Origin of the sequence: Ochrobactrum sp. BTU2, assembly GCF_024539785.1 — a bacterium.
GTDB lineage: Bacteria > Pseudomonadota > Alphaproteobacteria > Rhizobiales > Rhizobiaceae > Brucella > Brucella anthropi.
Genome location: NZ_JAHWRG010000006.1, coordinates 230,386 through 249,780, shown reverse-complemented (window position 1 = coordinate 249,780; position 19,395 = coordinate 230,386). Strand labels below are relative to the sequence as shown.

The window sequence follows — 19,395 nt, the reverse complement described above, 5'->3', positions numbered from 1 at the left end:
GGACTTATTCATATTGATACCCGTCACATGAAATCCCGTTGCATCATAAACATGCCTGGCACGCGCGTTGTCAGCGGCGACGCGGAGCTTGATTTGCTGAAAGCCTTGACGCTTTAAGTCGACCTCCAGGGTTGTTAAGGCCAGCTTGCCGTATCCCTTCCCCTGTAAAGAGGGAAAGATGTAAAAGTCCATAATGAATGCTACCTGTTTCGCTGGATCCTGTTTGTACCAGAGATAGCCGAGAAGCTTTTCCGGACTGCAGGCAGGGTCGATCAAACACAGCAAGATCTGGTCAGTCGTATTGACACCGTCGGGCAAGTCCGAAGCCATTTCTCGTTTTACCTGATCAAGAGCGGCTACGTCGGAAAGACGATAACTTGATGCAACCTCCGCTGCGTAGTCAGGAATGAAATAGCCGAGATAAGTCGGGAACTCATCCTCTCGCATAGGTCTTAGTTGGAGCATGAAGGATTCCTTTCGTCGTACAGACGGGGATCGTGTCACGCCCCGTGCCCTTGCAGGTGAAGCTTGTGAAACAATAACCCAACCAGCCTATCGTTTGTGTAGCCTTGACGGAGCGTGAACTGTATGCGGTCCATCGGTTGAACAGGAACTTTACGTCCCGGGCTCGACTTCCACCACAAGCGGAGCATTGGGAGCAAGCGCATTGCTCGATGGGGCGGCTTCTGTCGATTGCGATACACAAGCCGCTTCCCCTTGAAGTTCGTGGGCGTCGATATGCATCGATGAGTTCTTTTTCCATCCGCCGTGAAAATAAAGGACCGTCGCCATCAGCAGGGTTGATACCATTGCAGCTGGAAAACTCAGCCAGAGCGCATCGGAACCAAACTGTTCACGCAGACCAATGGCGACACCGAGACGCACCGGGTACATGGATACGAAGAGAATGATGAGCGGCCAGATAACCTGGCCGTTTGCTCTTACAGTTCCGAAAAGAACCATCGATACGCCGAAGGCGATGAAGCCCCAGGTCGCGATCTGCCCGATGTGCTGGCCTATCGCGATTGCCGGACTGTCCGCGCCGAGAAATATCTGCATGGCCTGTCGATCCGCGAGAAGCAGCAGCACAACCAGGGCTCCCGTCATCAGAACTGCATAAATCGCCCCTATACGCGTTATCGAACTCACGCGATCCCATTTTCCCGCACCGATATTCTGGGCAGCCATGGCGCTGACAGCAGCGCCAAGCGCCATTGCCGGCATCTGCACATAAGTCCAGAGCTGCTGCGTAGCGCCGAAGGCGGCTGTCGTATCGACCCCCTCCTGATTGACCAGCCGCATCATGGTCAGCATCGAACTGGAAACCACAATCATCTGGACGCCCATTGGCAGTCCTTTGGTGAAGATCAGCTGCAGTAATTCCCGGTCCGGAACTAGAAGCCATAATTCCTCGCCGCGCAGGCGCAAAGGCAGATCACGGTAGTAGATATAATAAAGCATCGCTGCGAGGCTTATGTAATTGGCGGCAGCCGTCGCCAGGGCAGACCCTGCGATACCGAGTGCGGGCAACGGCCCCCAGCCCAGAATGAAAAGGGGATTGAGCGCTATATCCAAAAGAACGGCCATTCCCATGAATATGAGCGGGGTCATGGCGTCGCCGCTGCCGCGCAATGCCATCATCAATGTCGTCTGCATCAGAATCGCCGGCATGGCGAGGAACGTAACTTGCAGAAACGCGCGCGCCAGCGGTTCAATTGCTTCAGGCGTTCCGAGCAAATCCAACACCTTTGGGGCGAGTAGCCAGCCGATGATGGCGACGACAATGCTAAGCGGCACGAAAGTACCAACCGTGGTGCCCGCTATTGCGCGCGCTGTCTCGACATCACGCCGCCCGAATGCCTGTCCGATCAGGATCGTCGATGCCATGCCGAAACCGAAGACAAAGGCGGTTAGCAGAAACATGACCAGGTTGCCGTTTGTCGTCGCAGCAAGTGCATTCTCGCCCAGCAACTGGCCGATCCAGATCGTATCGATCGAACCGTTGGCCGATTGCAATATGGAAGAGCCAAGCGTCGGCAACGCAAAAAGCAGCAAAGCCTGATTGATCGGGGCTGTTGTCAGGTCGATGCCTTGTTTCATGAGACCTCGTCATCGGAATGTTTTGTTGTGAAAGAACTGCCTAAATGAAACTGGATGTTCGTCCCCGTTACCGGAAACCTAAATGGTTGTACTCCGGAGTGATGTTGGCAGTTTGCACACCACACGTAAAGTCACGGAAAAGAGTATCGGATGTGACGCAAAGCGATGGTACGACCGTTTTATGCCATTCCCACTAATCAAAAGATTGCTAATATGGTCATGAAAGCATGGAGGGGCTCTATCCATTAAAGGTCTGGCAAATAAGGCATTGCAAGATGCCGATAAGAATGAGGGTGATCTACATCCTGCTCACGCGGGGTGTCAGCCATCACAACTGAACCCGGGCGATCACGCCTGTGCAGGCGAAGAGCAGCTCAATTGGCTCGTCGCAATGATCAATCACGTGCCAGATTTCATCTATGCCAAGGACCTGCAGGGTCGGTTCCTGTTTGCCAATGATGCTGTGGTTCGCAACAACGGACTATCGGACATCAGAGATCTGGTCGGACTGACCGACTTCGAAATTCATGGTGAAGCTGCGATCACTGCTCGCATTTCCGAAATCGAAAAGCAGGTCATGGAAAGCGGCCAGCCGGATCTCGGTTATGAAGAACGCGCCATGCGCGGCGGGGCTGATCGCTGGCTCATGATCTCGCGCGTGCCTTTGCGCGATAGAAGCGGCAATATTATCGGCGTCGTGGGTGTGTCTCGTGACATTTCCATCAAGAAAAGGGCTGAACGCTTCATGCAGGTTCAGGCCCGTATTCTGGAAATGACGGTCAGCGCGGTTGCCATACCGGAATTTGTCGATCAGCTGGCACATTTGCTGGAAGATATTACAGCTGGTGTTCACTGTGTTGCCATGGTTACCGGGGAAACGACTGACGAAGTCGTCATATCCGCGCCTTCGCTGCCTCAACTGGTGACCGGTTTGAGAGGTGGGCTTGAGCCGCTTTCTGCCGCGAGTCTCGAAGTGGTGTTGAGGACATTGCTTCCAGACAGCCAAACCATATTCTGCATCGAGATTCCGTCTGCGGACGCTGAGGGGCACGGTTTTCTAGGCTTGGTGGCCGATGTTGACGCTTCGAAAGACCTTGATCTCAGGGAGTTTTTCACTACTGCAGCGAGGCTGACCGGCATTGCCATAGACAGGCGCATTGCCGATGAGCGCATCCGCTATCTGGCCGAACACGATACGCTGACGGGACTGGCGAACAGGGCCTTCCTGGAGCGAAGGCTCGACGAGATTCTCCAACAGGCAGCTTCCCGATCTCGGAGGGTGGCTGTTGGCTTTCTCGATCTGGATCAGTTCAAACCGGTCAACGATACGCTCGGCCATGCAGCGGGAGACAAGCTCCTGCAACGGATTGCCGGACGGATTTCGGTGCTCCTGCGCGACGGTGAACTAGCCGGTCGCATGGGAGGCGATGAATTCATTCTGGTTTTGCAGGCGGATGAAGGTGATTTTTGCTCCCGGCTGGACGAAATCAGGCGGAAGATCAGCGAGCCGGTCGAACTGGACGGGGCATGTCTGGAGGTCACCTGCAGTATCGGCGTCGCCTGTTTCCCAAGACATGGCGGTGCGGCGGGGGAACTCTTGGCGGCTGCGGATGCGGCCATGTATGACGCCAAGGCGAAAGGGCGCAATGGCCTCAGTGTCTATTCCGGCGAAATGTTGCGCGGATCCACTACAGGCGGGAGCGACCAGTCATAATTGCTGCATGATGTTCAACTCAGCTTGGCTTTGACGAACACATCATAGCGCGTGCTTTTGCCGAGTATCTGGTGGGAAGGTTTGCGCAATCCGACCATTGGGTCGGCACGCAGGGGCCATTTCAGCACCACGCGGTTCTGCGCGGCTTCCAGCGCCACTTGCATCAGTCTTTCGGCATCCGGATCTGTGCCGACGATCTCGCGGATTTGCCGCATTTCCTTTTTGACGAGCGCACTGTTCCCGCGCGGAGGGTGCATCGGGTCAACCAGCACGACCTGCGGCTTCAGATCCGGCAGGAGCAGGCTGGAATCACCCAGCAGAAGTGTCATGCGCGCGACAGTCTCGGCATAGCGACCGCCTTCTTCAGCAGCGCGCGCCAGCCCTTCAGCGAGAAGAGCGTGCATCTTTTCGGAACGCTCGATCAAAGTTACCTTTGCACCCAGCGATGCCAGCAGAAATGCGTCGCGTCCGAGCCCCGCCGTCGCATCCACGATTTCCGGCGTGGCATCGCGTGTCAGACCTGCGGCCTTGGCGAGAGCCTGTCCGCGTCCTTCGCCGGAACGAAACCGGTGGCCGACAGCGCCTCCGACGAAATCAACGACCAGTTCCGATGTATCGATTTTCTGCGACATGGATGCTCTCAGAAGGGGCAGGGCGCGGTAAAGGTCACGGAACGACCATCGGGATGCTGGAAAGACAATTCTTCCGCGTGCAGCAGAAGGCGATCTGCAGCAGCCAGCGCTTCACCTTCGGCATAGAATTCGTCGCCAAGGATCACGTGGCCGAGCGCTTTCATATGTACACGCAGCTGGTGCGTGCGCCCTGTGAGGGGATGGAGCCGCAGACGCGTTGTGTTCTCGTCCCGATCCAGAACCCGCCAACGGGTTTGTGCTGGTTTGCCATTTTCACGGTCGACACGATGACGCGGTTTGTTGTCGGGGTCTATGGCCAGAGGCAGGTCGATCAGCCCTTCGTCATCTTCGACAAGCCCCCAGACCACCGCGACGTAGGATTTTTGCGTCGTCCGCGCTTCAAACTGCGAGGCGATGGCAGCATGTGCCTTGCGGTTGAGCGACATCAGCACAAGGCCCGACGTGTCCTTGTCGAGACGATTGATCATCTGGGCTTGCGGAAACTGTTCCTGAACGCGTGTTGCGAGACTGTCCGACAATGCAGGGTGACGCCCCGGTACGGATAAGAGGCCGCTCGGCTTATCCAGCACGAGAAAGCCTGCATCGCGATGAAGGATCGAGAGGTAGGGTTCCAGCGGAGGGTGATAGACGGGAGTAACGGCGGATAACACAGTCATGATACGCTTCTAGCATGGTTTACGTGTCGCGGAGAAGCGGGCCTTTGTTGACAGCAAGACCGGGTCGCTCTACCGTATATAAAGATGCTCTAAAATACATTTTTTCCTTTTTATTTTCATGGTGATACGATGATGACCCGTCGCCAAACCTTGTTGGGTGCTGCCGCTGCTGCCGTTGCTATGTCTACGCAGTCACAGAGAGGGCAGGCTGAAGGTCAATCGGCTCGTTCTGCCGGTTTTTGGTATCCGGAAGAAACAGAACCGCATGAACGCACTTTCATGCAATGGCCGGTGAATCCGACGGTCTATGACGATCCTGATTTTCTGGATGACATTCAGAAAACGATCGCGAAAATCGCCAACACCATTGCTGAATTCGAGCCGGTCGTGATGCTGGCGGCGGCACAGCACCACCGCGCAGTTCGCAAGCTTGTGTCGCGGAATGTGGAATTATGGGACATTCCAACCGATGATTTGTGGTGCCGTGATTCCGGTCCCTCCTTTGTCGTGAATGGCAAGGGTGGTCTCGCCGTCACGCAGTTCAACTTCAACGGTTGGGGCAACAAGCAGACCCATGGGGCAGACGGTCAGATCGCCGCGCGGATAGCCGAACGGCTGGGGTTGCAGGTTTTCGACACCGGGCTGGTGGGGGAAGCCGGCGGTGTTGAAACCGACGGCCATGGCACGCTGATCGCTCATGAAAGCACCTTCGTCAATGGCAATCGCAATCGGGGCAGCAAAGCGGAAATCGAGAAGATGCTGCTGGATACGATGGGCGCCCGCAAGATGATCTGGGCGCCCGGAATCATTGGTGCCGATATCACCGATTATCATATCGATGCGCTTGCCCGTTTTGTTAAGCCGGGACAGCTGGTAATCCAGATGGGAGATAAGATCGATCCCGACGACCCCTGGTCGGCTGCTGCCTTCGAAACGCACGACATTCTGGCCGCAGCCACCGATGCTGAGGGTCGCAAACTCGATATGGTTATTCTGCCGGAGCCTTATAATATCCGCTCGAAAAGCCACGATTTCGTGTCTTCCTATGTCAATTACTACGTTTGTAACGGCGCGGTGATAGCTGCCGAGTTCGGGGATCGTAAAGCCGATGAACGGGCTGCTGCTATTCTTGCAAAACTGTATCCCGGTCGGGAGATTGTTACATTGAATATCGATCCAGTGGGTGAGGTTGGCGGTGGTATCCATTGTGCCACCCATGAGCAACCCAAGGTCTGAACATGTGGAACTGGTTGCGGCGTAATACTGAACCGTTAACCGCTCTGGGCGGGATTGCTACAGCCTTTGCCGCGCTCTCGGCGCTGGTTATCATTCCCTATCAGGTCGGTCAGGCTGATCTCATTCAGCGCGACCAGACAGCGCGCGAAATATATCGCGAGTTTCTGAATCTGACGGTGCAAAAGCCCGAGCTGGCCCAGGCCGATTATTGTGCGCTGAGAGGCACGACGCAGCTCACGGCCTATGGGGCATATGTCGAATATCTGCTTTATACATCTGAACAGATGATCGAAACCTCGCCTGACTGGCGTGCGCCTATGGCCGGATATTTGAATGATCACATGGAATATCTGTGCGACCCCGAGGGGCTGGGCGCACGTGATGGCGTAGCTGGTCTGCTGGCGCAGGCCGGACTGGTCTGCAAGCCCGAGAATACCTGTCAGGAAGACACGCAACCTTGAAGTGATATGGCGGAGAGGGTGGGATTCGAACCCACGGTGGAGTTACCCCCACGCCGCATTTCGAGTGCGGGGTTTTGGATATGTTCCGCTAACTTACCGTTTGCTGCGTAGTAGTCCGGAAGCGGGGGGCTGCGAATAGCGTTAGTCCGCGAATCTGCGGCCGCATGGTTCCTGAAGTAACTGTGGCCGAGGTGTGGCTTAGTGGACCGTTATTCACTCATAACCTTGTCGTAGATGTATCCGCAGTATCCGCAAAGACCTTCATGTTCACTGTAGATTCTCTCACTGAGAGAGATCGAATTGCCACAACGGTTGCAGTCCTCTTTCCCATATTCGTATCCACAGACGGCGCAGGTGCCCTCGAAATCTACGTATGTGTCATTTCCGCATTCGGTGCAGTGGTATTGCGGGCCATCTTCTCCCGCGTCCTTGACCCTCAGATAGACCTCGCCTTTCAGTGCTTCTGTCAACGCAACTTCGATTGCCATCTCGATGTTCGGTTCAGCTTCACACGCACGACAGAAGAGTTCGATATTAGTTTGATCAGTATTTGCTGGATCTGATTGACGAACCAGCTTCGAATCGCAGTCTGGGCATATTAATCCATTTTCTGCTATTGTTCCCGATATCCAGCCGACTGAGGCAAAGGTGTCTCTGCAGGCCTTTAATTCCTTTTCATAAAGCGCTTTCGCTTCAAGCATGATTGTCCAGGCGCTACCAAGGTGCGTCCCCGGTAACTCGTGAATATGCTCGAACAGTTGCACGACGACTGGAAAAGCGTTAGCTATTGCTTCTCGCACGGCTTCACCAGGCTTTTGAGTAAATAGGTGCTCCACGTCGTTTCTGATACGATTGAGTTCCTCAAGGGATTTCTGGTCGATTGGCAGCCCAAAATCTTTGAGCCGTTTTCCTATCGTCACGAAATCAATTGTGTTGTGACCGTCAGCTATAAGTTCAACGCCACCCGCTCCATTGGGCACAGGCTTGTATCTGGCAGCGATAAGGTCTTCCATGTCGGCATCCGGCGCTGCTCTAACGAGCGCCTCTTTGGCTAGTAAGAGCACCCCGGCATAGAAATTTCTGACGGCCGATATTGCTCGACGGGGATCGTTGGACTGGTAATCCTCGACCCCTAGCTGTATCGACACCACGGCGTTTCCGAATAGTTTGCTCATATCTTTTGCGCTTTACCCGATTGCGACCTGAATCACTTCATTCTTGGGCGAAGATTACTAAAAGCGCATGCGAGAGCAATATGCGTTTATGACCGCAGTTAAAATACATACGCAGCTTTAGCTGCTATTTGTATTCGCACGCGGTGTATTTGCTTAAGAGTATTGGAAATGCCAAACGAGCTAGCGAATATTTTTGACCAATTTAGTGACATTCGGAGGTGGAAGTTAGTTTGGCGAAGAAGACCGTGCGTGACAATGTGTATTTTGAAGATCGTCTAAAGCGTGATCACCCAACGATCTATGCCGATCTTAAGGCCGGAAAATATCGAACAGTCACTGATGCCGCATTGGCTACCGGACTGAAGACGAAGCGCACTCGGTTGCATGAACTGAAGAACGCGTGGGAGAAGGCCAGTCGAGCTGAGCAGCGAGAGTTTCTGAACTGGCTGCGCGAAGATATAAAAAGCAGCCCACCGGTTGTCCCTTCAGGTCCATCAACGCCGATTGCAATTGAACGCAAGCTTATTCCCGATGCCGCTGCACGTATTAGAGATATCATGTCCAGGCGGGCTCTCACGATGGGTGATGTGATGGCCGAGATTGGATTCCTTCGTCTGGATGCATCTGTGGGCATGGCACTGCATCGAGGAACGAAACTTCAGCCGGAAATGATTGCTGCTTTGGAAAAGTGGCTGGATGCGAATACTGCGGTGTAGATCTGATCAACAATCGAGCGAGAATCTGCGTTCCTTTATTTTCTGCGGCGGATAAACTCAGGAACTGGATAGAAACTCGCATACCTTGATCGTTGCCGAAATCTCAGATTTGAAATGTCTCGTTGGCTCTGCGCCGAAGAGAACGATATTAAGATCCGGCAGATTGTTTTTCGAGGGAACGCTCAGCGTGATGGGCATGCCTTCATACCAGGATCGCCCGATGGCTCCTGCCTTGTCTCTGATGTCCATCGAGAGACTAAGCCCGTTGCTCAATGGTGTCGCGATTAGATTGCCAGTAAATGGCTCAATCCCTGTTACGCTCTTGACCTCGACCGTTGTGCGCACCTCATCTTTGATGGCCGACCAGGGATTCAAATCTTCCGGTATCGAGAGATGAAGCGTCTGTAACTGCTTATCGTTACATGCCAGCATAAGGCGAGGCCGTTCAGTTAATGAGCGTTCCTTCAAATCCTTATCAACAAGCTCGCTTCGAAAACTCGCACTCATCGCATCGATTGTAGTTTCTGCGGTTGGTGCATCGAGAAAAAGGTGGACGTTGGCTTGTGCGGCCATTGATGCGTTCGTTGTGCAGAGAGTAATCGCGAGGACTGTGAACACTGGCGAAACGAGCTTCATATGCGCGACATTCATGATGTTTGGGCTGCACGAAAGGGAACCTTTCTGACATGAACGATCCTGCAAACTCGTCATCACTGTAAGTTGCTGATATCCTTTAGTCAGCTTTCCGTGGTCAACAGAAAACCCGCTCTGCATGAAAAGGTTCCTTTAAATCAATCCTTTACCGGGTATATTCGCTGCAGGATCCCGGAATAGTAAGGCTCGGCGCAGAATGCGGAATTTTGGATATGCTCGCGTGAGCACCACTGAACAAAACCTCGATTTGCAGCTGTCGGCACTGCGTGCGGTTGGTTGCCATGATGTGCTGACAGACGAGGGTATATCTGGATCCGAGTTTTCACGACCAGGGCTTTCGAAATTGCTCAAGCGATTGCGCGCCGGTGATACCCTGATCGTCTGGCGGCTCGATCGATTGGGGCGCTCATTATTCAATCTCATTAAGCTCGTCAGGGAGCTTGAGGAGCGTGGTATTCAATTCCGCTCAATGAGTGAAAGCATTGATACGGGGACGTCAGGCGGGCGGCTTCTTTTCCATCTGCTTGCCGCTATGGCCGAATTTGAGCGATCATTGGTGAGCGAGCGCACTCGAGCGGGAATGGCAGCTGCCCGCGCCAGGGGCAGCCGTATAGGTCGTAGGCCAGCTATGTCACCGGAACAGATAGCCGAGGCGACCAGCGCATTTGTTGATCACGGCCTTAGCCTCGTGGATATTGCCAGGCAATACTCAATTCATCCGCGGACGCTTAAGAGTAAGATGAGACTGACGACGTCAGATCGTGGCGGTTCCTGAAAGCCGACTAGCTGGCATATCCATATTTGACGGCGGGATCTCTTCACCGCGCAATAATGCGGATACCCAGCGTCCGTTGGGGCGCAGCACACCGTGTTCAAACGCATTCAAACGATAGGCGAGCAGCCGTGCGACATCACCATACGTCCGCGACTCGCGAAGCCAGATCAGATACTCGTGACCGCAGACCTTCCGAAAGTCCTGATCGTAATTACGCGGAAACGGTTCGATGTCGTCTTCGAGCAGCTTGCAGACATTACCGAGAGTTAACGGCACGCCATCATTTACATGGGAACCGGAGGCGTCATCGTGGTCTACGAATGTCTCAAACCGGTTACGGAAAAACCGGCGGAGGTCTAATGTCTGGTATTTCATGGTTTATGCTCCTGTTAGATATGCGCTGCCCGTTCCGGAACTAACGCGTTTCATGGTTTGGTTTTGCTGGGGTTCGTTTTGTCCGTTGAAAGGAAATGCATTTGCAGAATCCGCATCCGCGTCTCTTATGAACCGGAGTGTTTTCGCATCTAAAAAGAGGTGAAGCGTCTCATGTTCGCCCGAGGATGTAAGCGCTTCCTATGTTATTATTCTCTTCAAAGAATATAAAACCGTAGGCGGCGCTTACATCCTCCGGCAGACAGATGTCACACCGGTTCAGAAAGAAGAGATTTATCCACTGTTGCGGCAGCTTCTTTCCTGTGCCGGCAGTTGGCAGTATTCGTCCGGTTGCGTTTTTTCTCATTGTGCCAGGCTGGCGACGAGAACCCGGTCAAGCGTTCGGTTTCAGTCAAGGACCGCTCTGCAAAACGCAAACACTGTTTGATCACCGGACAGTTTGAGCAGGAAGACTCCTGAGCATTGATCGCTTCCAATACTCCGAAGCAGCTTGGAAGCAGGTTCACAACTTCCAGCTTCGTTTCTGGTTCAGCTGACCAAGTCCCATCCTTGAATGAGGACATCGCGCTTTTTGCCACTTCCTCCCGGTATTCTTCTTTCACAAGCTCGAGTGCTGAGGCTATATCGATATGACGCTTGGCGTGAACGCGTTCACTGATCTGGTCAGACATCACGCGTTTTGAATCCTTCAGCACCGCCAGCATGATTTCACGAAATGCGTTTTGCGCTGGCAGGTTGATATTATTTTCCAGTCGATAATGGGGGCTATCTCCCGCTCTTAGGATCAGGTGCGGTATGCGATCTGCATAAAACTTGTCAAAGTATTCCAGCCAAGCTTCTTTGTTTGCTGGTGACGGATGAAGCTGACTTGGCAACATCGTCCAACGCCGTTTGCGGCGTGAGGAAAAGTCAAAGCAGAACTCAATGTATGCATCGTAGGGGAGAAAGAACTCGTCAGCTCTCTGCCTCGCCTTCCAAAGAGCCGTAAACCATGCCTCTCTAGTAAATGGCAGATCCGTTTTTGTGCCATTTACTGTATTGGCTTTCATGACATCTTCGTGTCGGCGAATGTGGGCACGCAACTTTTCCTGATAGATGCGAGCAAACAGTAAAGTTAACGATAGGGGCGAAGTGAAACGGTAGTCGAACCACCGGTTCATCATCAAAGCGCTTTCGTTCTTCCAGTCTCTCGGGAGCAGGATAGTTCTCATTTTTACAAGATCATTTAACCTGTTCGATAAAGTCTGATCACTTGGGGGCATAACTTCTCCTTCAGACAGGGGTGACCTGGCCGTTGTGAATTTTGATCATTTTGCAGCGCTGCTATTTACGTTGTAACGGATAAGCTGCTGAGATGCAGAAAGTCGTGAGCGGAAAAATCACGTGTCGCCAGCGGACTTCATTCACGCATCGTTCTTACTTGCGTTATAGCGAATGTGTGGTGTGAGCGCATACGCATGTTCGCGTGGGTATCAATGCTCTTTGACTCGAGGTTGCTCACCAGCGCGCTCCGTGCTGTCGGTCGCTACAATGTGCTATCTGAGGGCTGGTGCTCGCCAGTGAGGCAGTCTGGTCATTTACCGGGTATGGGAGGTTTCAGCCTTGAGAGCTCGGTGGTGCCATAAGGCATCCCCATCGCTACTATTGGTTTCTTCTAGGACTTCGACATCCGCGTCATCGATGACCTGAGGGGCGGGTGCTTGAATGAGGAGGTTGCATTTCACCGACGCAGAAGAAAGTTTCGAGCTGCGCGTCTCTGGCAATCGTCCATATCAGTCTGACAGGTTCGATTTTTATCTGCTAGTCGTCATCTCGGCTCGTAGGCGAGCCCCTGAAGATGCGACCGGTTTAAGTTGTCCCGCTGATTGCCTATCGCGGCAGGAAAGCCAGCGAATTTGTTTTCGGCGCTGCGCCGCAAGGGTTCGAAGAATCGAGTTTTGGCGGTGACGTTTAGGTTTCCTTCGTAGATGTATCTACGTGTTGATTCATCGTGGTTTGGAAGAGGCTTCTGTTCTTAAACCGAATGCCCTGGCAGACGCCAATGTTGACAGATTTCCAAAAAACATGAAATCAGGCCGAAAATGACAACATAGTGTAAACATTTGTCAACATAGCGCACCTACGGCGCGAAGTTTCGTCAACATTCTGATCGTTTTGGTTGGCATTTATGGTTGTAATCAGTCGATTTTGAAGCGCTATGTTTACATCGGTAGGTGATTTATTGGTTGAATGTAAACATTTTAAATCGACTAAAGGTTGCATCAGCCAAGGCGACTAACAAGACTGTCGGCGCTCAAATGCGTGTATCGCTTCAGCATTGATAGCTCTTTATGACCGGATATGGTGCTCACTTCCATGATGTTCAGTCCGAGTTCAAAGAAACGGCTGACGGCTTCGTGACGAAGGTCGTGGAACTTCAGATCCACGATCCCGGTTCTCTTGATGATGCGCTTCCACGTCTGCTCAAACGCTGAAATTGTCATGCGGAAAGGCATAGATTGATCTACAGATTCGCTCTGCTTCAGCGTCATCAACGCTTCATAGGCGCACTTTGACAACGGAATTTCGCGGCTGGAGCCATTCTTGGTCATCGCCAGTGAAATGACGCGCCGATTATGTGAAATGTCAGTCCACTTCAGACCAAGTATCTCTCCACGACGCATCCCGGTCTCGATTGCCAGGACGACCAGCGCACGGAAGCATTCGACTCTACCGTCGTCACAAGCTTCCAAAAGACGCCGCTCTTCGGACGCACTCAGGCGGCGTGAACGTGCATTATTGATGGTCGGTCGTCGGATCATCTTCACGACGTTCTGGGCGAGGGGATAGCCCCAGTCACGCATGGCGACATCAAGAACGTGGCTGAGGATCGCAAGCTCACGCACAGCAGTAGCTGGCTTCACGGTTTTCAGGCGTTCGTCCCTGAATGATGCAATGTCTTGCTGAGACAGTCCGACCAGCGTCCGGTAAGCAAGTTCATGACGCTGAAGCACCCCGAGGCGTTGTATCTCTTGCGTAGCGCCCCGCTTTGCTGGCGACACCTCTTCGGCGTATCGCTTCATCAGTGCGCCGAGCGTTGTGCTTTCGAGAACGCGTGTGTCTGGTGCTGCGCCGAATTTGTCGACTTGGCTTTCCAGATCACGCGCCCATTTTTCGGCCTCTGTCTTACTATCGAAAGATTTGCAGCGTGGCTTCATTCCACGCCTGCGCACCTGTGCTTGCCAGCGTCCTCTGAGCTTTCGTATCGTTGCCATGTGATCTCCAATTTGTTTCGAAGATCTCGCGTAGGACGCCCCGGATAGGAAGCCAAGATTTATCCCGCTATTATACCTTCCACAAATATTAGTGGTTTTTTACTAGAGATCTATTGAAAGTTGATCTGGATACTGGATTATAAATCACAGAGATATTTTCTCCTGATTCTTTGAGGCTTTGATGTCGTCTGATGCACCCACCCTTAAGTTGTCTCTCAATGCATTCATCCGAATATACTCCATGGATACTGCAAGACAGATTGCAGAGGTAGCGCGCCGCATGCAGCCCAGCGCAGGGTATGACTTCTATCGAAGCCTAAATATGGCTATACAGGCTCATATAGACAAGAAATCGCAGGACGAAGTAGATTATATTCTCAATAAATCTTCGCGACCTGGAGAGGTGAGCTACAATAAGACTGCATTTAGCACATTTATAGCTAAGTTCGGAAAAAAGAAAAAAATCTATAAGTTTGAAAAGAAAGGGTCTGTTAGTTTAGCTGATGGAAGGTTAGTTATTAGGGTTGCTCCCCAGTTTATGGTGGAAAACGCAGGTGTTATGAGTGTTTACCATGTTTGGGCTATGCAGAACCCTCCGATGGATAAGGCTAGGGCTAGTTGCGCTTGCTATATACTGCAGGAGGCATTCAAAAAGACTGCACCAAACTATCAATACAAGCTGTTCGACGCCGTGTCGGGAAAAGTATATTCCGGAACGAGCAATACAGCGGCTTTAGCTGTCGATAGTGTTGCAGAGAATATGGCGAAATGGGCTGCGATGTAGGTGGCCTATGAGAAAGATTTTCATCTTCGGCAATGGCCTCGGAATGTCTCTTGCACCTGATGTTTATAATCTGACCAGCGTTATGACTTCAGTTTGGTCGGATGATCTTCTGTCTGAGGCGCAAAAAAAGCTGATCCTTGCTTGCCTGCCAGAAGGAACTGATAGGCCCTCTCAAGAGGAACAGCTAGCTAAACTCCAAGAAATAGTAGGGGCCTGCGAGGTTCTGTTAGGGATCAATCCCAAGGATCATGGCCATTGGCTGTCTCCTCATGGCAGGGATTTTCCGGATGCAGTTCATCGATTTGCGTTCGAGGTTGCGAGAAAGATGTTTCTTGCAAAATATACGCACGGTGAAAACGCCGGTAATCCATGCCGGTTGCCTAACGAATTTGTTTTCAGTTTGGTAAATACCATTCAAGCCACCCAGTCACATGTGGCGACACTGAACTATGATGGTCTGTTATCGTCTTCGTTTGAAGTGGCCGGGATACTCGGAGCAGATAAGCTTCTACGAGATGGATTTTATGAACAGAAGTTCGATATCAAAAACATGTTTCGTAACAAGGAGCAGGGCGGATGGTATCTGCATCTGCATGGTTGCCCTTTATTTGCAGACAGAGATAAGTCAAAACCCCATAAACTGTCGTCTTCAACCTTAGGAAAAAGCTCACGGAACTTAAAACACGTAGGGCAGCACATCGTATTAACGCATGTCGCACACAAGAGGGCGATCATCGAGGCCTCAGAAATTCTGCAGGCTTATTGGCAGTTTCTCGGAAGGGCTGTGGATGAGAGCTCGGAGATTGTTCTGTTTGGCTATTCCGGTAATGATTTGCATCTTAATCAATTGATTGCTCAGAAACGCAGCGGGAAGACTGTGAAAGTCGTAGAGTGGTTGGGCGCAGGTTTTGATAATGTTCGTCAACCTTTTTGGAATGAGCAATTGGGTGGCCCAGTGCAACTAGTGCTCAAAGAGGATATTCTAACGTTCAGCAATTGGTAGAGCGCCTTGAATGTGGCCCAGCGTCAATTTAGCTCTAAATCGCCTTGTTTTCGACTTGCGAAAAAATTTGAAGAGAACCTTGTCACCCAAGATAATATGGCGGAGAGGTCGAGTTTCTAGCGCGTTGGAGGAGCGCCCCTGGTAACAATCAGTTGCATTCCACAGAAGGTATCCTTGTCTGCACCTCATGGTTGATACTAGATCACCTGAAAATGGGGTGGGTCATGCGTAATTCTTTTGTTTGCGCCGTTGCGGGCATGTTATTCCGGCAAGAGGATAGTTCGGGCTTCGTCAAGGTCAATCCATCTTGTTTTCGACACCATGGCTCGATGAATAAGACGATGGCAGCAGGCACATAGCAAAGCCAAGTCAGCCAATTTCGTCTTGCGCTCACCGGCTTCCGCGAGCGGCACCAGGTGGTGCGCTTCAAAGATAGCCTCCCGAAGAGGTTCTTCTAGATCGGGCCGAGTCAGATTGCAGATCTCGCACCGGAATCCAGCTGCACGACGGTTGTCTAGGAGCATCCTGCGAACTTTGGGATTTCTTTCTCGACGAATGTGAAGGGCTGTAAGGAGCCGACCTTCAGGCAGTTCTTGCTCGACGTCCGGCAATTGTTCTGACCCGATGACCGTGATTCCGGCCTTGATTGCTTCAGCAATCTCGCGCACCTCGTCCGGTCGCTGCCCGAACTCAGCCCATATCTGGCGATCCATATTTGAGACGTTGCCAAGGCCTTTACCGGTGGCCACCTGGCGGATGTTCATTAGCTTGAAACCGACGCCGTCCGGGTTCCGGAACGTAGGCTGCTTGGCTGCCTCCGCATGGTAAGGCAAGGATCGCAGCAGGATCGACAGATCTAGGATCTCAGAGGCCTTAGGTGATGGGATTTGCCCTTTGAGGGCGAGATAAAGATCCAATGCGAGAAGCGTCTCGTCGCGAGTCCAATGGGGATTACCATGCCCTTGTGTAACTGCCATAGAGAAACCCTAATCGGTGATTCAGCTTTTTCAGTTGGTGATCTCGACAAACCTTGCATCAAGAATCTTATCGATCTCGCCTCGTTTTCCATCGGCCACGAAATTGAGCATGGTAATGAGATCAGCGTCTTCGAGAACTAGCATATATCCCCGCTGGTCGTTTGCGGTGTCACGGCAGCGCTTAATGATCGCTGCTCTGTCGTCCATCGACCGGCAAAGCAAAAGACCGAAGAAACCGCGTTGATGACCGAAACGACCAGCAAGCTGATCCAACTCTGGGTTTGCAATCTTTTTCTGATAGTTCTTACATTCAACCGGGACGTTCATAGCACGCGTTTGATTACCGACGATCATCTTGTGAAAGAACCCAGTCTCGGCAGAGTTAGAGAACCTTATATCGAGACGTTTACGACCTTCGTGCAACTCCGCTTCTTTTACCGGGGTGATGAGATGGGGATAGAACAAGAACGTGCAGATGGCGAGCGAGTGGTTATGATAGTTGCTCGCATCCTTGCTTCCAGCAGGAATTTCCACCAGAGCACTTGCGAGCAGCAAGGCATATTCACGCTCGTTGAAAAACTTATCAATGTCTTCCGAGGCAATTGGCCCCGCAGCGCCTTTCAATGATTTGTATAACTCGAGAACATCTGGATGTTGAGCAGCAAACGCGGCAAGATCATCTTTGATTAGCGGATGCTTTTCCTCGACCTTATATTTATAGACGACCTTCTTTTTGTTCTTGAGTGTCTCAACGAGCGCCCCACCAGCCTGGAGGTATTCGGATCTAAGATACTCTATCATGTGCTTATTGTAGAATTCTTGGCTATTCAGGCTTAACCGAAAGCGCACCGAAAACTTTGGAACTAGAAGTATGGGTCGCTGTGCGTGCCGCGGGAGCATAAGTTCCCGAGCTTCCCAATCTTGCCTTTGCGGGTTCCAGACTGGCCCAAGCGCATTTGCGGGACGAAGTGGCACACCATACAGCTCGCATTGATCAGCGGTATAGTCGGCCAGGAGGCCGCGTAGCACGTTTGTGGTTAGATCAGAGATCATGTCCGGACCGACGCCGCGGATGAACATTTCTGCTTCCGAAATGTCGCTAATCAAGCCTGTATTGAAGGCCTGGCTGTTACGAAGAGCCTGGGCTAGCAACGCAGCTTTGTCGTTACCCCACCCACGTCCGCTAGGCTTTCCCCTGGACTCTCCCAAATACGTCTCATTGGGTTCGTGTAGCTGGCTGAGCAGGTGAATTACACGATGATCGTTATTATCCCTTAGCGCTCCCAGCACTTCAACAAAAAACGAGCGAATATGATCACCACACCTGGCTGACCATTCATCGTCACGGATCTGGATAGCATACGGATCGAGGTAAAGGCGGGTGTCTTTACTCAGATCTATGTCCACAAAGTCTAATGTAGACTGGTTCCCAGAAATTTTGAATACTTTGCTGAAGCGAGCCATGATTCTACCCCCTTAAGCCAATCCTCCCGGTGGAGCTAGAAAGAGCAAGACCCAACGGTTGCAATGATTAGCCTGTCCACAACCTTCGGACCTATTTACCTCACCATTGCTGCACTTCTTCCGGTTCATCGTTGAGCGTAGTTGAAGTAGGCTGTGCCTCCAGCGTGGCCAAGCCAATTTTAGCAAAGGGACAGAAGAGGAATAGAAATCAGAAGATCGAGGGGAAACACTGGCTACCCAGGTTCAAAATGGCGGAGAGGGTGGGATTCGAACCCACGGTGGAGTTACCCCCACGCCGCATTTCGAGTGCGGTACTTTCGACCACTCAGCCACCTCTCCGCATTGTGCACTACGGTAAAACGATCTATAAAAATCGCGCCGTTGAAAAGCATCTAAAGCGAATGCTAAGTGTGTAGCGGCTCATTAACGAGCCAGAGGCAATTAGACAAGACCTAATTTGCATTCCGTTGTGAAAATTGTTGACTTTTCTGCCGCTTCACACCTATAAGCACCAGACCTTAGGCGTGGGGTAGTCCGCGCCTATTGTTTTGATTGCAGATTTCGGACTTTTCCGGGCTGCGATCAGGGGCCAAAAGCCCGCTCATCAACCGACTGATAAAAAGACGGCCCATCACTTCGACGCCAATGTCGTGGAAATGAGAGCCGGACCGAACAACCGAAAGGACAACAAATGTTCGCAGTCATCAAGACCGGTGGCAAGCAGTATCGCGTTGCCGCAAACGACCTCATCAAGGTCGAAAAAGTTGCTGGCGAAGCCGGTGACATCGTAGAATTCGCAGAAGTTCTGATGGTCGGCTCGACCATTGGCGCCCCGACCGTCGCCGGTGCTATTGTCACCGCCGAAGTCGTCGAACAGGGCCGTGCCCGCAAGGTCATCGCGTTCAAGAAGCGTCGTCGTCAGAATTCGAAGCGCACCCGCGGTCATCGTCAGGAACTGACGACCATCCGTATCTCGGAGATCCTCACCGACGGCGCAAAGCCTTCCAAGAAGGCCGCCGAGAAGAAGGCTCCGAAGGCAGCGCCTAAGAAGGCAGCAGCCAAGGCCGAGTCGGCTGAGTAAGTAGAGAGATTAAAGGAGAACACCAATGGCACACAAAAAAGCTGGCGGTTCCTCGCGTAACGGTCGCGATTCAGAATCCAAACGCCTTGGCGTGAAGAAGTTTGGCGGCGAAGCTGTGCTCGCCGGCAACATCATCGTGCGCCAACGCGGCACGAAGTGGCATCCGGGCGCCAATGTTGGCCTCGGCAAGGACCACACGATTTTTGCAACCACGAACGGTTCTGTATCTTTCCGTACGAAAGCCAACGGCCGCACGTACGTATCGGTAGACCCGATCGCGGAAGCAGCAGAGTAAGCCG

20 protein-coding genes and 1 tRNA gene are annotated in these 19,395 nt (G+C 52.2%); 9 read left to right on the top strand and 12 right to left on the bottom strand.

Going from position 1 to position 19,395, the window contains the following annotated elements:
• Positions 1 to 465: GNAT family N-acetyltransferase (locus KWJ32_RS19650; RefSeq protein WP_256886172.1), on the bottom strand; the 465-nt coding region annotated here is incomplete at its 3' end.
• Between the two features lie 150 nt (positions 466 to 615).
• On the bottom strand, positions 616 to 2,100 hold the full coding sequence (locus KWJ32_RS19645; RefSeq protein ID WP_012091214.1) for an MATE family efflux transporter: 1,485 nt from the start codon (positions 2,098 to 2,100) through the stop codon (positions 616 to 618).
• Positions 2,101 to 2,368: 268 nt separating this feature from the next.
• Here KWJ32_RS19645 and KWJ32_RS19640 point away from each other — a divergent pair, with 268 nt between their 5' ends.
• Positions 2,369 to 3,814 (top strand): diguanylate cyclase, encoded by a 1,446-nt coding sequence (locus tag KWJ32_RS19640; protein ID WP_012091215.1) that lies wholly within the window; start codon positions 2,369 to 2,371, stop codon positions 3,812 to 3,814.
• A 14-nt stretch (positions 3,815 to 3,828) separates the two neighbouring features.
• Here KWJ32_RS19640 and KWJ32_RS19635 read toward each other — a convergent pair whose 3' ends face one another.
• The gene (locus tag KWJ32_RS19635; protein ID WP_012091216.1) at positions 3,829 to 4,446 is read right to left on the bottom strand and encodes a class I SAM-dependent methyltransferase; all 618 of its coding nucleotides are present in this window, start codon (positions 4,444 to 4,446) and stop codon (positions 3,829 to 3,831) included.
• 8 nt (positions 4,447 to 4,454) lie between these two features.
• Complete coding sequence (locus KWJ32_RS19630; protein WP_012091217.1) at positions 4,455 to 5,123, bottom strand: pseudouridine synthase; 669 nt, start codon at positions 5,121 to 5,123, stop codon at positions 4,455 to 4,457.
• Between the two features lie 132 nt (positions 5,124 to 5,255).
• On the opposite strand from KWJ32_RS19630, the gene KWJ32_RS19625 reads away from it, so the two are divergent.
• Both KWJ32_RS19625 and KWJ32_RS19620 read left to right on the top strand, forming a co-directional pair.
• Complete coding sequence (locus tag KWJ32_RS19625) at positions 5,256 to 6,359, top strand: agmatine deiminase family protein (RefSeq protein ID WP_115179287.1); 1,104 nt, start codon at positions 5,256 to 5,258, stop codon at positions 6,357 to 6,359.
• Positions 6,360 to 6,361: 2 nt separating this feature from the next.
• Positions 6,362 to 6,820, top strand: coding sequence for a hypothetical protein (locus KWJ32_RS19620; RefSeq protein WP_012091219.1), 459 nt, complete (start codon positions 6,362 to 6,364; stop codon positions 6,818 to 6,820).
• Positions 6,821 to 7,029: 209 nt separating this feature from the next.
• Here KWJ32_RS19620 and KWJ32_RS19615 read toward each other — a convergent pair whose 3' ends face one another.
• Positions 7,030 to 7,995, bottom strand: coding sequence for a hypothetical protein (locus tag KWJ32_RS19615; RefSeq protein WP_151610333.1), 966 nt, complete (start codon positions 7,993 to 7,995; stop codon positions 7,030 to 7,032).
• Positions 7,996 to 8,225: 230 nt separating this feature from the next.
• Here KWJ32_RS19615 and KWJ32_RS19610 point away from each other — a divergent pair, with 230 nt between their 5' ends.
• Positions 8,226 to 8,711, top strand: coding sequence for a hypothetical protein (locus tag KWJ32_RS19610; protein WP_256886171.1), 486 nt, complete (start codon positions 8,226 to 8,228; stop codon positions 8,709 to 8,711).
• A gap of 57 nt (positions 8,712 to 8,768) precedes the next feature.
• On the opposite strand, the gene KWJ32_RS19605 is transcribed toward KWJ32_RS19610, so the two are convergent.
• Positions 8,769 to 9,485 carry a hypothetical protein gene (locus tag KWJ32_RS19605; protein WP_151610331.1) on the bottom strand — a complete coding sequence of 239 codons (717 nt, stop codon included), beginning with the start codon at positions 9,483 to 9,485 and terminating at the stop codon, positions 8,769 to 8,771.
• 76 nt (positions 9,486 to 9,561) lie between these two features.
• Here KWJ32_RS19605 and KWJ32_RS19600 point away from each other — a divergent pair, with 76 nt between their 5' ends.
• On the top strand, positions 9,562 to 10,140 hold the full coding sequence (locus KWJ32_RS19600) for a recombinase family protein (protein ID WP_151610330.1): 579 nt from the start codon (positions 9,562 to 9,564) through the stop codon (positions 10,138 to 10,140).
• Here KWJ32_RS19600 and KWJ32_RS19595 read toward each other — a convergent pair.
• The 3 genes from KWJ32_RS19595 to KWJ32_RS19585 form a co-directional block, all read right to left on the bottom strand.
• Positions 10,120 to 10,515 carry a hypothetical protein gene (locus tag KWJ32_RS19595; RefSeq protein ID WP_151610329.1) on the bottom strand — a complete coding sequence of 132 codons (396 nt, stop codon included), beginning with the start codon at positions 10,513 to 10,515 and terminating at the stop codon, positions 10,120 to 10,122. The genes KWJ32_RS19600 and KWJ32_RS19595 overlap by 21 nt on opposite strands.
• A gap of 266 nt (positions 10,516 to 10,781) precedes the next feature.
• The gene (locus KWJ32_RS19590; RefSeq protein WP_151610328.1) at positions 10,782 to 11,795 is read right to left on the bottom strand and encodes a hypothetical protein; all 1,014 of its coding nucleotides are present in this window, start codon (positions 11,793 to 11,795) and stop codon (positions 10,782 to 10,784) included.
• Between the two features lie 999 nt (positions 11,796 to 12,794).
• On the bottom strand, positions 12,795 to 13,787 hold the full coding sequence (locus KWJ32_RS19585; protein WP_151610327.1) for a site-specific integrase: 993 nt from the start codon (positions 13,785 to 13,787) through the stop codon (positions 12,795 to 12,797).
• Between the two features lie 241 nt (positions 13,788 to 14,028).
• On the opposite strand from KWJ32_RS19585, the gene KWJ32_RS19580 reads away from it, so the two are divergent.
• A complete protein-coding gene (locus KWJ32_RS19580; RefSeq protein WP_151610326.1) occupies positions 14,029 to 14,571 on the top strand; it encodes a hypothetical protein in 543 nt (180 codons plus the stop codon).
• Positions 14,572 to 14,578: 7 nt separating this feature from the next.
• Complete coding sequence (locus KWJ32_RS19575; protein WP_151610325.1) at positions 14,579 to 15,574, top strand: SIR2 family protein; 996 nt, start codon at positions 14,579 to 14,581, stop codon at positions 15,572 to 15,574.
• A gap of 260 nt (positions 15,575 to 15,834) precedes the next feature.
• Here KWJ32_RS19575 and KWJ32_RS19570 read toward each other — a convergent pair whose 3' ends face one another.
• The 3 genes from KWJ32_RS19570 to KWJ32_RS19560 all read right to left on the bottom strand — a co-directional run bounded on the left by KWJ32_RS19570 (position 15,835) and on the right by KWJ32_RS19560 (position 18,354).
• Positions 15,835 to 16,551: an HNH endonuclease gene (locus KWJ32_RS19570; protein ID WP_151610323.1), complete on the bottom strand. Its 717-nt coding sequence runs from the start codon at positions 16,549 to 16,551 to the stop codon at positions 15,835 to 15,837.
• A 30-nt stretch (positions 16,552 to 16,581) separates the two neighbouring features.
• Entirely contained in the window at positions 16,582 to 18,015 is a 1,434-nt protein-coding gene (locus tag KWJ32_RS19565; RefSeq protein ID WP_151610322.1) for a hypothetical protein, read from the bottom strand.
• Positions 18,016 to 18,264: 249 nt separating this feature from the next.
• A tRNA-Ser gene (locus tag KWJ32_RS19560) sits at positions 18,265 to 18,354 on the bottom strand.
• Between the two features lie 352 nt (positions 18,355 to 18,706).
• Between KWJ32_RS19560 and rplU the strand changes: the two genes are divergently transcribed.
• Together rplU and rpmA are read left to right on the top strand one after the other, a co-directional pair.
• Positions 18,707 to 19,096 (top strand): 50S ribosomal protein L21, encoded by a 390-nt coding sequence (gene rplU, locus KWJ32_RS19555; protein ID WP_010661521.1) that lies wholly within the window; start codon positions 18,707 to 18,709, stop codon positions 19,094 to 19,096.
• Positions 19,097 to 19,121: 25 nt separating this feature from the next.
• Entirely contained in the window at positions 19,122 to 19,391 is a 270-nt protein-coding gene (rpmA, locus tag KWJ32_RS19550) for a 50S ribosomal protein L27 (RefSeq protein WP_010661520.1), read from the top strand.
• The last annotated feature ends 4 nt before the right edge of the window (positions 19,392 to 19,395 follow it).

Excerpts from the sequence above, each read along its gene's own strand:
- KWJ32_RS19600 (WP_151610330.1), top strand. The coding sequence starts at position 9,562 with ATGCGGAATTTTGGATATGCTCGCGTGAGCACCACTGAACAAAACCTC.
- rplU (WP_010661521.1), top strand. The coding sequence starts at position 18,707 with ATGTTCGCAGTCATCAAGACCGGTGGCAAGCAGTATCGCGTTGCCGCA.
- rpmA (WP_010661520.1), top strand. The coding sequence starts at position 19,122 with ATGGCACACAAAAAAGCTGGCGGTTCCTCGCGTAACGGTCGCGATTCA.
- KWJ32_RS19595 (WP_151610329.1), bottom strand. The coding sequence starts at position 10,515 with ATGAAATACCAGACATTAGACCTCCGCCGGTTTTTCCGTAACCGGTTT.
- KWJ32_RS19605 (WP_151610331.1), bottom strand. The coding sequence starts at position 9,485 with ATGCAGAGCGGGTTTTCTGTTGACCACGGAAAGCTGACTAAAGGATAT.
- KWJ32_RS19565 (WP_151610322.1), bottom strand. The coding sequence starts at position 18,015 with ATGGCTCGCTTCAGCAAAGTATTCAAAATTTCTGGGAACCAGTCTACA.
- KWJ32_RS19620 (WP_012091219.1), top strand. The coding sequence starts at position 6,362 with ATGTGGAACTGGTTGCGGCGTAATACTGAACCGTTAACCGCTCTGGGC.
- KWJ32_RS19570 (WP_151610323.1), bottom strand. The coding sequence starts at position 16,551 with ATGGCAGTTACACAAGGGCATGGTAATCCCCATTGGACTCGCGACGAG.
- KWJ32_RS19630 (WP_012091217.1), bottom strand. The coding sequence starts at position 5,123 with ATGACTGTGTTATCCGCCGTTACTCCCGTCTATCACCCTCCGCTGGAA.
- KWJ32_RS19590 (WP_151610328.1), bottom strand. The coding sequence starts at position 11,795 with ATGCCCCCAAGTGATCAGACTTTATCGAACAGGTTAAATGATCTTGTA.
- KWJ32_RS19585 (WP_151610327.1), bottom strand. The coding sequence starts at position 13,787 with ATGGCAACGATACGAAAGCTCAGAGGACGCTGGCAAGCACAGGTGCGC.
- KWJ32_RS19615 (WP_151610333.1), bottom strand. The coding sequence starts at position 7,995 with ATGAGCAAACTATTCGGAAACGCCGTGGTGTCGATACAGCTAGGGGTC.
- KWJ32_RS19635 (WP_012091216.1), bottom strand. The coding sequence starts at position 4,446 with ATGTCGCAGAAAATCGATACATCGGAACTGGTCGTTGATTTCGTCGGA.
- KWJ32_RS19580 (WP_151610326.1), top strand. The coding sequence starts at position 14,029 with ATGGATACTGCAAGACAGATTGCAGAGGTAGCGCGCCGCATGCAGCCC.
- KWJ32_RS19575 (WP_151610325.1), top strand. The coding sequence starts at position 14,579 with ATGAGAAAGATTTTCATCTTCGGCAATGGCCTCGGAATGTCTCTTGCA.
- KWJ32_RS19645 (WP_012091214.1), bottom strand. The coding sequence starts at position 2,100 with ATGAAACAAGGCATCGACCTGACAACAGCCCCGATCAATCAGGCTTTG.
- KWJ32_RS19625 (WP_115179287.1), top strand. The coding sequence starts at position 5,256 with ATGACCCGTCGCCAAACCTTGTTGGGTGCTGCCGCTGCTGCCGTTGCT.